The organism is Serratia silvae, from assembly GCF_023282985.1.
Lineage (GTDB): Bacteria > Pseudomonadota > Gammaproteobacteria > Enterobacterales > Enterobacteriaceae > Chania > Chania silvae.
The window spans coordinates 14,347-28,119 of sequence record NZ_JAGQDC010000016.1; the positions used below are offsets into that span (position 1 = coordinate 14,347).

12 protein-coding genes and 4 tRNA genes are annotated in these 13,773 nt (G+C 55.2%); 15 read left to right on the plus strand and 1 reads right to left on the minus strand.

The genetic code is table 11. The features are described from left to right. Positions 1–68: 68 nt before the first annotated feature. From orn to KAJ71_RS17635, 5 genes are all read left to right on the plus strand, one after another. Entirely contained in the window at positions 69–614 is a 546-nt protein-coding gene (gene orn, locus KAJ71_RS17615) for an oligoribonuclease (RefSeq protein ID WP_248946911.1), read from the plus strand. Between the two features lie 180 nt (positions 615–794). Beyond that, a tRNA-Gly gene (locus KAJ71_RS17620) sits at positions 795–870 on the plus strand. Between the two features lie 64 nt (positions 871–934). Next, positions 935–1,010 (plus strand) — tRNA-Gly (locus tag KAJ71_RS17625). 55 nt (positions 1,011–1,065) lie between these two features. Then, positions 1,066–1,141: transfer RNA gene (locus KAJ71_RS17630), tRNA-Gly, on the plus strand. A 55-nt stretch (positions 1,142–1,196) separates the two neighbouring features. Beyond that, positions 1,197–1,272, plus strand: a tRNA-Gly gene (locus tag KAJ71_RS17635). 288 nt (positions 1,273–1,560) lie between these two features. Here KAJ71_RS17635 and queG read toward each other — a convergent pair. After that, positions 1,561–2,700 (minus strand): tRNA epoxyqueuosine(34) reductase QueG, encoded by a 1,140-nt coding sequence (queG, locus tag KAJ71_RS17640; RefSeq protein WP_248946912.1) that lies wholly within the window; start codon positions 2,698–2,700, stop codon positions 1,561–1,563. Here queG and nnr point away from each other — a divergent pair. The 10 genes from nnr to KAJ71_RS17690 all read left to right on the plus strand — a co-directional run bounded on the left by nnr (position 2,699) and on the right by KAJ71_RS17690 (position 13,703). After that, positions 2,699–4,213 (plus strand): bifunctional ADP-dependent NAD(P)H-hydrate dehydratase/NAD(P)H-hydrate epimerase, encoded by a 1,515-nt coding sequence (nnr, locus tag KAJ71_RS17645; protein ID WP_248946913.1) that lies wholly within the window; start codon positions 2,699–2,701, stop codon positions 4,211–4,213. The two genes, queG and nnr, sit on opposite strands and share 2 nt — an antisense overlap. A gap of 10 nt (positions 4,214–4,223) precedes the next feature. Beyond that, a complete protein-coding gene (tsaE, locus tag KAJ71_RS17650; RefSeq protein WP_248946914.1) occupies positions 4,224–4,688 on the plus strand; it encodes a tRNA (adenosine(37)-N6)-threonylcarbamoyltransferase complex ATPase subunit type 1 TsaE in 465 nt (154 codons plus the stop codon). A 13-nt stretch (positions 4,689–4,701) separates the two neighbouring features. Next, a complete protein-coding gene (gene amiB, locus KAJ71_RS17655; RefSeq protein ID WP_248946915.1) occupies positions 4,702–6,441 on the plus strand; it encodes an N-acetylmuramoyl-L-alanine amidase AmiB in 1,740 nt (579 codons plus the stop codon). A gap of 28 nt (positions 6,442–6,469) precedes the next feature. After that, positions 6,470–8,332: a DNA mismatch repair endonuclease MutL gene (gene mutL, locus KAJ71_RS17660; protein WP_248946916.1), complete on the plus strand. Its 1,863-nt coding sequence runs from the start codon at positions 6,470–6,472 to the stop codon at positions 8,330–8,332. After that, positions 8,325–9,266, plus strand: coding sequence for a tRNA (adenosine(37)-N6)-dimethylallyltransferase MiaA (miaA, locus tag KAJ71_RS17665; RefSeq protein ID WP_248946917.1), 942 nt, complete (start codon positions 8,325–8,327; stop codon positions 9,264–9,266). The genes mutL and miaA overlap by 8 nt, the downstream gene beginning before the upstream one ends. 113 nt (positions 9,267–9,379) lie before the next feature. After that, the gene (gene hfq, locus KAJ71_RS17670) at positions 9,380–9,691 is read left to right on the plus strand and encodes an RNA chaperone Hfq (protein ID WP_021179001.1); all 312 of its coding nucleotides are present in this window, start codon (positions 9,380–9,382) and stop codon (positions 9,689–9,691) included. Positions 9,692–9,789: 98 nt separating this feature from the next. Beyond that, entirely contained in the window at positions 9,790–11,070 is a 1,281-nt protein-coding gene (gene hflX, locus KAJ71_RS17675) for a ribosome rescue GTPase HflX (protein ID WP_024483336.1), read from the plus strand. Between the two features lie 91 nt (positions 11,071–11,161). Next, positions 11,162–12,430 carry an FtsH protease activity modulator HflK gene (hflK, locus tag KAJ71_RS17680; protein ID WP_248946918.1) on the plus strand — a complete coding sequence of 423 codons (1,269 nt, stop codon included), beginning with the start codon at positions 11,162–11,164 and terminating at the stop codon, positions 12,428–12,430. Positions 12,431–12,433: 3 nt separating this feature from the next. Next, positions 12,434–13,441: a protease modulator HflC gene (gene hflC, locus KAJ71_RS17685; RefSeq protein WP_025122306.1), complete on the plus strand. Its 1,008-nt coding sequence runs from the start codon at positions 12,434–12,436 to the stop codon at positions 13,439–13,441. Between the two features lie 61 nt (positions 13,442–13,502). Further along, positions 13,503–13,703: a DUF2065 domain-containing protein gene (locus tag KAJ71_RS17690; RefSeq protein ID WP_074032085.1), complete on the plus strand. Its 201-nt coding sequence runs from the start codon at positions 13,503–13,505 to the stop codon at positions 13,701–13,703. The last annotated feature ends 70 nt before the right edge of the window (positions 13,704–13,773 follow it).

Here is a 13,773-nt window from a genome sequence, read left to right on the forward strand (position 1 = left end):
ATACGCTGGCATTAGCCGCGGGTTTGCCCGTGGTTTGTTTATCTTTCGGCTTTTACGCAGGAAAAATCATGACAGGAAACGAAAACAACCTGATTTGGATCGATCTGGAGATGACCGGGTTGGACCCTGAACGCGATCGAATTATCGAGATCGCGACGTTGGTGACCGATGCCAATTTGAATATCCTTGCCGAAGGACCGGTGATCGCGGTGCATCAATCAGATGAGCAACTGGCGCTGATGGATGACTGGAATGTGCGCACGCACACCGGCAGCGGTCTGGTGGAGCGGGTTAAAGCCAGCCCGCATGACGATCGTGCTGCGGAGCTGGCGACGATTGCTTTCCTGAAAGCATGGGTACCTGCGGGTAAATCTCCTATCTGTGGCAACAGTGTTGGTCAGGATCGGCGCTTCCTGTTCCGCTATATGCCGCTGCTGGAAGCCTACTTCCATTATCGTTATCTGGATGTCAGCACCTTGAAAGAGTTGGCGCGCCGCTGGAAACCGGAGATCCTGCCAGGCTTTAAGAAGCAGGGCACCCACCAGGCGCTGGATGATATCCGCGAATCCGTTGCGGAACTGGCGTATTACCGCGAGCATTTTATTCAGCTTTAACGCACGTAGCGCCCCTGAACGTCTTACTGACGCTTAATTCACCACTTCGGTGCTTAAAGCAGCAATCAAACAAAATTCGCGTTTTTTTGCTTTCAGGGGCTTGCGGCAAAAAGGATTTCTCGTATAATGCGCACCCCGTACCGATGAAGAATTTCATAACATTCGCCATCGTTACGCCGGGCGGGAATAGCTCAGTTGGTAGAGCACGACCTTGCCAAGGTCGGGGTCGCGAGTTCGAGTCTCGTTTCCCGCTCCAAATTCAACAATGCTGCTGATGTAGCATGATGAAGAGAAAGTAGTTAAAGTAGTACCCATGCGACGCGGGAATAGCTCAGTTGGTAGAGCACGACCTTGCCAAGGTCGGGGTCGCGAGTTCGAGTCTCGTTTCCCGCTCCAAAAACTTCAAAGGCCATGTTGTTAATTGTTGGCCGGATGCACCAAGCATCTCAATGCGGGAATAGCTCAGTTGGTAGAGCACGACCTTGCCAAGGTCGGGGTCGCGAGTTCGAGTCTCGTTTCCCGCTCCAAAAACTTCAAAGGCCATGTTGTTAATTGTTGGCCGGATGCACCAAGCATCTCAATGCGGGAATAGCTCAGTTGGTAGAGCACGACCTTGCCAAGGTCGGGGTCGCGAGTTCGAGTCTCGTTTCCCGCTCCAATTTTATCTCCAGTTTAGATTCAATCCTACACCGTTTCCGGTGTGACTTTCGTTCAGTTATACAGACTCAGAAAATATGTTGTGAACAGAGTTATCCACAACTCCTGTACATAATACCTTCTGTGCAAAATTGCAACGCCGCACAAGTGAAATTTGTATATTATTGATAATAATCAATATTTATTTCTTATAAAACGTTATCTCGATCACTTGCTCTTTTTGTGACACTTGAAAGACAACACATTTTTATTTTTATGCACAAATCCACAGGGTGGTTGTGGTGGCTTTTTAAGCATCCCTCGGCAATCCTTTCTCGACCGCTCGAATTAAACGTTTTTTCTGCATAGTCTGCACCTCAACTGCCAAGGCTTCACGGCGTGCAAATTGTTGAGCCAACGCCCAACTGATGTGCTCGTCCAGCATCGGATCCTGACCTTGCCGAGTCTGCAAGCTGATGACGATCTGATCGAGATAAGGGGCATTGCCGAGTGCTACTGCGATATTGCGTAACCAGCGCAAATGGCCGATACGCCGGATGGCAGACCCTTCGGTAATACGTAGAAACTTCTCCTCGTTCCAACCAAACAGCTCGATCAGTTGCGGGGCATGTAGTGCTGCGCGGGGGCTGAAGTCGTCTTCATCCGTCAACTGCGAGAAGCGGTTCCACGGGCAAATGAGCTGGCAATCGTCGCAGCCGTAGATTCTATTGCCCATCAGAGGGCGGAATTCTTCTGGGATAGCGCCTTCTAACTCGATAGTCAGGTAGGAGATGCAGCGCCGGGCGTCGACGGTATAAGGCGCGACTATCGCACCGGTGGGGCAAGTGGTGATGCAGGCGACACAGCGGCCACACTGTTCTTCCTGCGGCTTATCCACCGGCAGGGGCAAATCGATTAACAACTCACCCAGGAAGAACCAGGAGCCAGCGTCGCGGTTGAGGATCAGTGAGTGTTTACCAACCCAGCCGATGCCGGCTTTCGAGGCCAAAGCTCGCTCCATAATGGGGGCCGAGTCCACAAAGGGCCGGAAATTCAGCTCACCGCAGTAAGCCTGGATTTGATCGCCGAGCTTTTTTAGCCGCTGGCGTAGCAGCTTGTGATAATCACGCCCTAGCGCATAACGGCTAACGTAGCCAAGCTCCGGGTTTTTTAACGTACTGGCGAACGCGGCTTTCGCGGGCAGATAGTTCATACGCACGCTGATCACCCGCAGTGTACCGGGCAATAATTCATGTGGTCTTGCGCGCATCATGCCGTGGCGTGCCATCCACTCCATCTCGCCGTGGTATTGCTTATCCAGCCACGCCTGCAATCTGGGCTCTTCCGCGCTGAGATCGGTATCGCAGATCCCCACCTGCTGGAATCCTAGCGATTGCCCCCATTGCTTGATATGTTGGGCGAGTTGATCGAAATCGAGGGGGTGTGTCATGACGGGCCATAGTGAGAAACAATACTGTTCCAGTTTACCACACTCTGTTTGGTCTGCAGACTGGATCCGCCAGGCAGAACCTACTGCTGCCGCAACGCTGGGCCTCTCTTTGTATTCGTTAATGCAGCGTGCCGGTGCGGCGGCTTATGAACTGGCGTGCGACCGCTATCCGGCCAGCAGGCATTGGCTGGTGCTGTGTGGGCATGGCAATAACGGTGGCGATGGTTATGTGGTTGCTCGTCTGGCCCGTACGGCGGGCATCAAGGTGACGCTCATTGCCTGCGAAGGTGTTCGTCCATTGCCGCCAGAGGTCGCCACCGCCCAGCAAGCCTGGTTGAAAAGCGGCGGAGAAGTCCTGCCCGCGACCAGCCGTTGGCCAGAGGATGTCGATCTCATCATTGATGGATTGTTAGGCACCGGGTTGGGGGCGGCCCCCAGAGCGCCCTATGATGCCCTGATCGAAGCGGCCAACCGGGCCGATGCGCCAGTGGTTGCTCTGGATATCCCTTCTGGCCTGCTGGCTGAAAGCGGATCCGTGCCGGGAGTCTCGATCCGTGCGGCCCATACGCTGACTTTTATTGCACTCAAACCAGGCTTGCTGACCGGGCAGGCTCGTGATTGGGTGGGGCAACTTCATTACAGTACGCTAGGATTGGTGGATTGGCTGGCAACACAGTCCCCGCAGATCGAGCGTCTTACGGCTGGCGATTTGGCCAGGTGGTTGAAGCCTCGCCGCCCTTGTTCTCATAAAGGGGAGCATGGTCGTTTACTGTTGGTGGGGGGCGATCACGGCTTTGGCGGGGCAATCCGCATGGCCGCGGAAGCGGCACTGCGTACCGGCGCTGGGCTAGTGCGAGTGCTTACTCACAGTGAGAACATTGGGCCGCTGCTGACCGCCCGGCCTGAGTTGATGGTGCAGCGCCTGAGTGATGATATCCTGCAACAGGCGCTGGACTGGGCCGATGTATTGGTGATTGGCCCAGGGCTTGGCCAGGGCGATTGGGGCCGCAATGCATTGCAACAGCTGCAAGCCAGTGATAAACCAACATTATGGGACGCGGATGCGCTTAACTTACTGGCATTACACCCCGAGAAGCGTCAGAATCGTATTATTACCCCGCATCCTGGTGAAGCCGCGCGATTATTGAGCTGCCGTACCGCTGATATTGAGAGTGATCGCTTACTTGCAACCCGCAGGTTGGTCGTGCAATACGGCGGCATTGTGGTGCTGAAAGGCGCAGGCACCTTGATCGCCGATGAGCATGGACAGATGGCGATCGCCGATGTTGGCAATGCTGGCATGGCATCCGGTGGCATGGGAGATGTGCTGTCGGGTATCATTGGCGGTTTGCTGACGCAAAAGCTACCGCTGTATGATGCTGCCTGCGCGGGCTGCGTAGTGCACGGTGCAGCGGCGGATCATGTTGCTGCAAAACAAGGAACAAGGGGATTACTGGCCACCGATCTGCTGCCGGTGATCCCTCATTACGTTAACCCTGAGTTGGCAAAGTAGACATTATCGAATGAAAGAACTCGTTTTACCGCTGCCGGATGAGGCAGCCACAGTCGCACTGGGGGCCGTCTTGGCCCAGGCGTGCGATCGTGCCAGCGTGATTTATCTTTATGGGGATTTGGGTGCCGGTAAAACCACCTTCAGCCGCGGCTTTCTGCAGGCGTTAGGCCATCAGGGCAATGTGAAAAGCCCAACCTATACGCTGGTGGAACCTTATGCGCTGCAACCGCTGGCGGTCTATCACTTTGATCTTTATCGCTTGGCCGACCCGGAAGAACTCGAATTTATGGGTATCCGCGACTATTTTGCCCAGGACTCGATTTGCCTGGTGGAGTGGCCGCAGCAGGGTACCGGCGTGCTGCCCGATCCCGATCTGGAACTGCATCTCAGTTACCAAGACGAAGGGCGTCAGGCGAAGCTCCAGGCCGTTTCCGCCTATGGCGAACAATTATTAGAAAGTATCCAGGAGCAATAAGGATGACGCAGCAATGATGTATGGGTTAAGAAGATTTGCTGTGATTGCCTTGCTTGCGTTGCTGGGGCCGTTCGGTGCCTGGGCGGCATCGTCCCTCTCCGACGTCAAAGTGACCAATGCTCAGCGTGAAGCCACGGTATCGGTGAGCTTTACCGGCCCTCCCTCGTATAGCTTCTCAACCATACATGGGCCAGAACGGGTGGTTCTGGACGTGAACCAAACGGGCAAAGTGGGCGGCCTGCCGTTGAACTTCAGCGGCCAAAACCTGGTAAAAAGCATTCGTTCCAGTAAGCCGAAAGATGCGCAAAGCGTTCGCTTGGTGTTTGATTTAACCCAACGTGCCAAAACCCGAGTGGCTACGCGTCAAGAGGGCAACAGTTATATCGTCGTCTTCACCATCACCTCAGACGTCAGAACGACGACAGCCAACACCGTCCGTAAGGCGCCGGTGCCTGTACCGGTTGTCAGTGAGCCAGTGCGTAAAACGCCGGTTACGTCGAGTAACGCCAATCCATTTACTCCGAAGTCGGCTGCGGTATCAGGCGCGGCAACCAGCATTACCCCACGTAGCAGCCGGGTGTCGGCCGGTTCTGGCGATCGGGTAGTGGTGGCGATCGACGCAGGCCATGGTGGACAAGATCCTGGTGCTATCGGGCCAAACGGCCTGAAAGAGAAAAACGTCACCATTGCTATCGCGCATCGTCTGCGTGCATTGTTGGATGCCGATCCGATGTTCAAAGCGGTGATGACGCGTAACGGGGATTACTTTATTTCGGTGATGGGCCGTTCTGACGTGGCGCGCAAGCAGGGGGCCAACGTGTTGGTGTCCATCCACGCGGATGCCGCGCCGAATCGCAGCGCCAAAGGGGCTTCGGTTTGGGTATTGTCCAATCGCCGCGCTAACAGTGAGATGGCCGGTTGGTTGGAACAGCACGAGAAACAGTCCGAACTGCTGGGCGGTGCGGGCGATCTGTTGGCCAACAGCCAGGCCGACCCTTATCTGAGTCAGGCGGTGCTGGATCTGCAGTTCGGTCATTCGCAGCGCGTCGGTTATGACGTGGCTGTTAAGGTCTTGCAACAGTTACAGGTCGTAGGTTCATTGCACAAACGCCGTCCGGAACACGCCAGCCTGGGAGTGCTGCGTTCACCGGATATTCCATCGCTGCTGGTGGAAACCGGGTTTATCAGTAATAGCACGGAGGAGCGACTGCTGGGCAGTAGCGCATATCAGGATAAAATTGCACGGGCGATCCACAACGGCCTGCGCAGTTATTTCCTGGCGCATCCGCTACAAGCCGACCCAAAGGTGGAAAACCGCCCGCTGGACGTCGCAGCGGCGGTTAACTCCACAACAGACGATCTCAGACAGCCTGAGCCGGTGACCAGCCCGGCAAGAAGTCGCGCCAGCGTAGGAAAAACGCAGATCCATGTGGTGAAGCGGGCGGAAACGCTTTCCGGCATTGCCGATAGCTATGGCACCAGCATGGCGGCGCTACGTGAGCTGAACAAGCTGAAAAAAGATGGCGTCTGGGTTGGCCAGCGTCTGAAGGTCCCCGCCGGGAAAACGGCGGCAGCACCTGTTCAGGCCAAGGCCAAGGCAAAAAGCGCTAAACCGAGCAAACATAAGGTGGCTCGCGGTGATACGCTGTCATCCATCGCCGCGCGATATGGCGTCAGCGTCAGCGATCTTAAACGGATTAACAAATTAAAGTCGGATGTTGCGCCGCTGGATCGGACGCTGATCATTCCGTAGGTTTGATGCCAACAACAGAGGGAGCCGCATGTCTATCCAGGTGTTACCACCACAGCTAGCCAACCAGATTGCCGCCGGAGAAGTGGTCGAGCGGCCTGCGTCGGTAGTCAAAGAGCTGGTAGAAAACAGCCTGGATGCCGGGGCAACGCGGATTGATATTGATATCGAACGCGGCGGGGCCAAACTGATCCGCATCCGTGATAACGGTTGTGGCATTGGCAAAGCCGATCTGGCCTTGGCTCTGGCGCGCCATGCTACCAGTAAAATCAGTACGCTTGACGATCTGGAGGCAATAGTCAGCCTGGGCTTCCGCGGTGAAGCGTTGGCCAGTATCAGCTCGGTGTCCCGTCTGATGTTGACCTCACGCACGGCGGAACAGAATGAAGCCTGGCAAGCCTACGCGGAAGGGCGCGATCAGGCGGTCACCGTCAAACCGGCCGCTCACCCGGTGGGTAGCACGCTCGAAGTGCTCGATCTGTTCTACAACACCCCCGCACGGCGCAAATTCATGCGCACCGAAAAAACCGAATTTGGCCATATCGACGAAGTGGTGCGGCGCATTGCGCTGGCGCGTTTCGATGTGGCGATCAACCTCAGCCATAACGGCAAGCTGATGCGCCAGTATCGTGCGGCAAAAGAAGAAAGCCAGCATGAGCGGCGTCTGGCCAGTATTTGTGGCCCCGCCTTCTTGCAGCATGCGTTGGCGATTTCCTGGCAGCATGGCGATCTCAGTATCCGCGGCTGGGTGGCCGATCCGCAAGGGGGGCGCCAGCTTGGCGAAATGCAGTATTGCTACGTCAACAGCCGGATGATGCGCGATCGGCTGATTAATCATGCCATTCGTCAGGCGTATCAGGATCAGCTGAAAGACGATCAACAGCCTGCCTATGTGCTGTATCTGGAAGTGGATCCGCATCAGGTGGATGTCAACGTCCATCCGGCCAAGCATGAGGTGCGTTTTCATCAGGCTCGGCTGGTACATGATTTTATCTACCAGGCGGTTACCACGGTGTTGCAGCAGGCGGGTAATGCCGCGCTGCCATTGGCTGAAGAATCCACTGCGCAGGAGGCTTCTGTCTGGCAGCCGGAGAACCGCGTTGCCGCCGGTGGCAATCACTTCTCCCAGCCAGCGCCACAACGTGAACGCCAGTCTGCTGAACCTGCCGCGGCCCGTGAACGCGCCCCACAGCCAGCCTATCAGACCGGTGCGGGTTACCAAAAGCGTGAAGGTGAGCTGTATGGCAAGCTGTTGCAGGCTACGCCGTCAGCAGATACGGTAAAGCAGCCGTTGTTCCCGCCGGTTAACGCCGTTCAGGAAACTCCGCTCGCCGGTAGTCAGCACAGTTTTGGCCGCGTCCTGATGATCTGCCCGCCAAGCTATGCGCTGGTGGAACAGCGCCAGCAGTTGGCGTTACTGAATCTGACTATGGCCGAACGTTGGCTGCGTCAGGCGCAGCTTTGCCCGCCGGAAGAGGGGTTACGGCCTCAGCCGCTGCTGATCCCGATTAAGCTGACGTTGAATAAAAATGAAGCGGCTGCCTGCGTGCAACATCAGGCGCTGCTGGCCAAAATGGGGTTGGAGCTGCAATCCGATCACGGGCGTGTGACCTTGCGCGCAGTGCCTTTACCATTACGCCAACAAAATTTACAAAAGTTGATACCCGAGCTGTTAGGCTATCTGGCCGAACATCAGGAGATGTCGCCAACGGTGCTATCCATCTGGATCGCCAGCCAATTAGGCAGCGAACACGAAGTGTGGAACAGCTCGCAAGCGATACAATTGTTGACAGAAGTTGAACGACTTTGCCCGCAGTTGGTCAAATCCCCTCCTGCCGCTCTTTTACAACCCGTTGATTTGCAGGCTGCATTGGCAGCGCTTAAGCATGACTGAAATTGAAATGACCCCTCGTCCCCCAGCCATTTTTATCATGGGGCCAACGGCCTCAGGCAAAACCGCCCTGGCGATGGCGCTGCGTGAGCGCTTGCCCGTCGAACTGATCAGTGTCGATTCCGCCCTGATTTATCGCGGTATGGATATCGGCACCGCCAAACCTTCGGCGGAAGAGTTGGCCCTGGCACCACACCGCTTGATTGATATCCGCGATCCTGCGCAAGCGTACTCGGCGGCCGATTTTCGTGCCGATGCGTTGCGGGAAATGGCTGATATTACTGCCGCCGGGCGTATTCCGCTGTTGGTGGGGGGCACAATGCTTTACTTTAAGGCGTTACTGGAAGGTTTGTCGCCGTTACCCTCTGCCGATCCCGCAGTGCGCGAGCAGATTGAGCAGCAAGCGGCGGAGCACGGTTGGGAGGCTTTGCACCGCCAATTGCAGGCGATAGACCCGGTTGCCGCGTTACGTATTCATCCGAATGATCCACAGAGACTGTCCAGAGCACTGGAAGTTTTTTTGATTTCGGGTAAAACTTTAACTGAACTGACTAAAATTTCAGGTGAATCGTTGCCGTATCATGTTCACCAATTTGCGATAGCGCCAGTCAGCCGGGAGTTGTTGCATCAACGTATCGAGCTGCGGTTCAATCAGATGTTGGCGGCGGGTTTTGAGGCGGAAGCGCGTGCACTTTTTGCACGGGGTGATTTGCATACGGATTTGCCTTCCATTCGCTGTGTCGGTTATCGCCAGATGTGGTCATATTTTTCTGGTGAGATTAGTTACGATGAGATGGTTTTTCGAGGTATTTGCGCAACACGTCAGTTGGCCAAACGCCAGATGACCTGGTTACGGGGTTGGGAGTCGGTTCGGTGGTTGGACAGTGAAAAGCCGGGAGAGGCTTTAGACTCGGTAACACAGGTTGTTAGTGCATAGGTTGAGTGATTGTGTACAATTGATGAGTATTCAGCGCGCAAATTTTTTAGGTCGTTTATTTTGAGCCGACAGGTTCTTGGTTAAAAACAACAAACAAATAAGGAAAAGATAGAATGGCTAAGGGGCAATCTTTGCAAGATCCGTTCCTGAACGCATTGCGTCGTGAACGTGTTCCGGTTTCTATTTATTTGGTGAATGGTATTAAGCTGCAAGGCCAGATTGAGTCTTTTGACCAGTTTGTCATCCTGTTGAAGAACACGGTGAGCCAGATGGTTTATAAGCACGCTATCTCTACCGTTGTTCCATCGCGCCCGGTATCGCACCACAGCAACACCCCGAGCAGCGGCGGCACCAGCAATTATCACCATGGTAACAACCCGTCTGCGCCGCAACAGCCGCAGCAGGAAAGCGATGACGCTGAATAAAGCGCGTTGCGAGTCAACCATGACGGGGAGCATAAGCAGCGCAGTGCTGTTTATGCCCCCCAAACTCGCGGTTTTGTTCCGTTTGAGAGGTTGCACGCTTGTTTGACCGTTATGAAGCCGGTGAGCAGGCCGTCCTGGTTCATATCTATTTCTCGCAAGACAAAGATACAGAAGATCTCAGTGAGTTCGAATCGCTGGTGTCCTCTGCGGGCGTTGAGGCTTTGCAAGTGGTTACTGGTAGCCGCAAAGCACCTCACCCAAAATACTTTGTCGGTGAAGGAAAGGCCGAAGAAATTGCAGATGCGGTGAAAGCCAGTGGCGCGTCTGTTGTCCTGTTTGATCACGCCCTTTCCGCAGCGCAGGAGAGAAATCTCGAACGCCTGTGTGAATGCCGCGTGATCGATCGCACCGGGTTGATTCTTGACATCTTTGCCCAGCGTGCCCGTACCCATGAAGGTAAGCTGCAGGTAGAGTTGGCGCAGTTGCGTCATATTGCCACTCGTCTGGTTCGTGGTTGGACTCACCTTGAACGTCAGAAAGGGGGGATTGGCCTGCGCGGGCCGGGGGAGACCCAGTTAGAGACTGACCGTCGTCTGCTACGCGATCGCATCAGCCTGATCCTGCGCCGCCTTGAGCGGGTAGAGAAGCAGCGCGATCAAGGGCGACGAGCGCGTACCCGTGCCGATGTGCCAACCGTATCGCTGGTGGGTTACACCAACGCCGGCAAATCAACCCTGTTTAACCGAATTACGTCTGCCGGAGTGTATGTGGCAGACCAGCTATTTGCCACCCTGGATCCTACCCTGCGGCGTATTGACGTGGCGGACGTAGGCGATACTGTGTTGGCGGATACCGTAGGCTTTATCCGGCACTTGCCGCACGATCTTGTTGCCGCGTTCAAAGCGACATTGCAAGAGACGCGCCAGGCCTCTCTGTTGTTACATGTGATCGACGCCGCGGATACCCGGGTGGATGAAAACATCGAAGCGGTGAACTCCGTGTTGGCAGAGATTGAGTCGGATGAGATCCCTACACTGTTAGTGATGAACAAAATAGATATGCTGGATGATTTTGTCCCGCGTATCGATCGCAACGAGGAAAATTTACCGATCCGAGTGTGGCTGTCCGCCGCCAGCGGCGAAGGTATCCCGTTGCTATTTCAGGCGTTGACGGAGCGCTTATCGGGGGAAATCGCGCATTATGAGCTGCGCTTACCGCCACAGGCAGGCCGTCTTCGTAGCCGTTTCTACCAGCTTCAAGCGATCGAAAAAGAGTGGAATGAAGAGGACGGCAGTATCGGTGTGGTGGTGCGTATGCCGATCGTGGAGTGGCGTCGCCTCTGCAAGCAGGAACAGGAACTGATTAACTTTATCGTATGATCATATCCTGTTACATTTGTGTGCTCACTCAACAGAGAGTGGGCTAAGCATTAGCCTGAAGTACCCAATCACAGAATAATGGAGCTAAAACATGGCGTGGAATCAGCCCGGTAATAACGGACAGGACCGCGACCCGTGGGGGAGCAGCAATAATAATGGCGGCAACTCTGGCGGTAACAATAAAGGCGGTCGCGATCAAGGGCCACCGGATTTAGACGATATCTTCCGCAAGCTGAGCAAGAAATTGAGCAGCCTGGGCGGCGGTGGCAAAGGCTCCAACGGCAATAACAGCGGTGGCACGGGTTCAATCAGGCCGGGCTTCAGTGGCAAAATTGTCGGCATCGCTGCGGTTGCGGTGGTGGTGATCTGGGCCGCTAGCGGTTTCTATACCATCAAAGAAGCCGAGCGCGGTGTGGTCACTCGCTTTGGTAAATTCAGCCATCTGGTGCAGCCAGGCCTGAACTGGAAACCGACGTTTATCGATCAGGTTCGCCCGGTTAACGTGGAGTCGGTCCGTGACCTGTCCGCATCCGGTGTGATGCTGACTTCCGATGAGAACGTGGTACGCGTCGAGATGAACGTGCAGTATCGCGTTTCCGATCCGGCAGCCTATCTGTTCAGCGTAACCGATGCCAACGACAGCCTGAGACAGGCGACAGACAGCGCATTGCGCGGTGTTATCGGTAAATACACCATGGACAAGATCCTGACCGAAGGCCGTACCATCGTACGTAGCGATACTCAGCGTGTACTGGAAGAGACCATTCGTCCGTACAAAATGGGTATCACTCTGCTGGACGTCAACTTCCAGGCTGCACGTCCGCCGGAAGAGGTGAAGGCCGCGTTTGATGATGCAATCGCCGCACGTGAGAACGAGCAGCAATCTATTCGTGAAGCAGAAGCTTACGCCAACGAGGTTCAGCCGCGTGCCAATGGTGATGCACAGCGTCTGCTGGAAAATGCGCGCGCCTACCAGGCCCAGACAGTTCTGGAAGCCCAGGGTGAGGTCGCTCGTTTCGCCAAGCTGTTGCCGGAGTACAAAGCCGCACCGGAAATTACCCGTGAGCGTCTGTACATCGAAACCATGGAAAGAGTGCTGAGCCACACCCGTAAGGTGTTGGTGGCAGACAATAAAGGCAATAACAATCTGATGGTGCTGCCACTGGATCAGATGCTGCGCGGTGCCGGTAAGTCGGCAATCGAAGGCAGCAAAGATGCCGGACAGAACCTTCTCGCCCCTGCGCCAGCTTCGACTTCTTCATCGGAGGCGAGCACCAGCAGTTCCAGCAGTGGTTCCATCATGGACCAACGCCGGGCTAATGCGCAGCGTAGCGACAACACACGCGTAGGGAGAGAATAATCAATGCGTAAGTCTTTCATAGTTATCCTCGCGGTGGTGTTGGTAGCCCTTTACGCTTCAATGTTTGTTGTTCAGGAAGGCGAGCGCGGCATCGTGCTGCGTTTCAGTAAAGTACTGCGCGACAGCGAAAACAAACCGCTGGTTTATGCACCGGGTCTGCACTTCAAGATCCCGTTTATTGAAACCGTGAAAATGCTGGATGCCCGTATCCAGACCATGGACAACCAGGCCGATCGCTTTGTTACCAGCGAGAAGAAAGACCTGATCGTCGATTCTTACTTGAAATGGCGTATCAGTGATTTCAGCCGCTACTACCTGGCTACCGGTGGTGGTGACGTTTCTCAGGCGGAACTGCTACTGAAACGCAAGTTCAACGACCGTCTGCGTTCCGAGATTGGCCGTTTGGACGTGCGTGACATCGTGACCGACTCCCGTGGCCGTCTGATGGCAGACGTGCGTGATGCACTGAACACCGGTACCGTGGGTGACGAAGAAGAAGTCGCTACCACCGAAGCCGATGACGCAATCGCTTCTGCCGCAGCCCGCGTTGAGCGTGAAACCACTGGCAAACAGCCAGCGGTTAACCCGAACAGCATGGCGGCACTGGGTATTGAAGTGGTAGACGTCCGTATCAAGCAGATCAACCTGCCTGCGGAAGTCTCCGATGCGATCTTCCAACGTATGCGTGCAGAACGTGAAGCGGTAGCCCGTCGTCACCGTTCACAAGGTAAGGAAGAGGCCGAGAAGCTCAAGGCGACCGCCGACTACGAAGTGACCCGTACCATCGCGGAAGCCGAGCGTCAGGCACGTATCACCCGCGGTGCGGGCGATGCGGAAGCAGCTAAACTGTTTGCCGATGCCTTCAGCCAGGATCCGGATTTCTACGCTTTCATCCGTAGCCTGCGTGCTTATGAAACCAGCTTCGGCCCTGGCAACCAAGACGTGTTGGTGCTGAGCCCGGACAGCGATTTCTTCCGCTACATGAAGTCACCGGTTGCTACGCGTAAGTAAGCGCCACTGCTGATCACCAAGGCCCGTTTAAACGCGGGCCTTTCTTTTTTTGGGGGAAGGGATGAATTCTACAATCTGGTTGGCGCTTGGGCTGGTTTTGGTGCTGGAAGGGTTGGGGCCGATGTTGTTTCCACAGGCTTGGCGTAAAATGGTCCAGACAATGTCGCAACTACCCGATGCTACGCTGCGGCGTTTTGGTGGGGGATTAGTGGTTGCAGGCTGTGTGATCTACTACATGTTGCGTGCACGCACGGGGGTTTAAAGTTTAGCCGAAAAAGTAGGCAATCGTATGCTAAAAGTGCTGAAACTGAAGAATTACGGTGGTAGAATCC

Excerpts from the sequence above, each read along its gene's own strand:
- orn (WP_248946911.1), top strand. The coding sequence starts at position 69 with ATGACAGGAAACGAAAACAACCTGATTTGGATCGATCTGGAGATGACC.
- nnr (WP_248946913.1), top strand. The coding sequence starts at position 2,699 with ATGACGGGCCATAGTGAGAAACAATACTGTTCCAGTTTACCACACTCT.
- queG (WP_248946912.1), bottom strand. The coding sequence starts at position 2,700 with ATGACACACCCCCTCGATTTCGATCAACTCGCCCAACATATCAAGCAA.
- tsaE (WP_248946914.1), top strand. The coding sequence starts at position 4,224 with ATGAAAGAACTCGTTTTACCGCTGCCGGATGAGGCAGCCACAGTCGCA.
- amiB (WP_248946915.1), top strand. The coding sequence starts at position 4,702 with ATGATGTATGGGTTAAGAAGATTTGCTGTGATTGCCTTGCTTGCGTTG.
- mutL (WP_248946916.1), top strand. The coding sequence starts at position 6,470 with ATGTCTATCCAGGTGTTACCACCACAGCTAGCCAACCAGATTGCCGCC.
- miaA (WP_248946917.1), top strand. The coding sequence starts at position 8,325 with ATGACTGAAATTGAAATGACCCCTCGTCCCCCAGCCATTTTTATCATG.
- hfq (WP_021179001.1), top strand. The coding sequence starts at position 9,380 with ATGGCTAAGGGGCAATCTTTGCAAGATCCGTTCCTGAACGCATTGCGT.
- hflK (WP_248946918.1), top strand. The coding sequence starts at position 11,162 with ATGGCGTGGAATCAGCCCGGTAATAACGGACAGGACCGCGACCCGTGG.
- hflC (WP_025122306.1), top strand. The coding sequence starts at position 12,434 with ATGCGTAAGTCTTTCATAGTTATCCTCGCGGTGGTGTTGGTAGCCCTT.
- KAJ71_RS17690 (WP_074032085.1), top strand. The coding sequence starts at position 13,503 with ATGAATTCTACAATCTGGTTGGCGCTTGGGCTGGTTTTGGTGCTGGAA.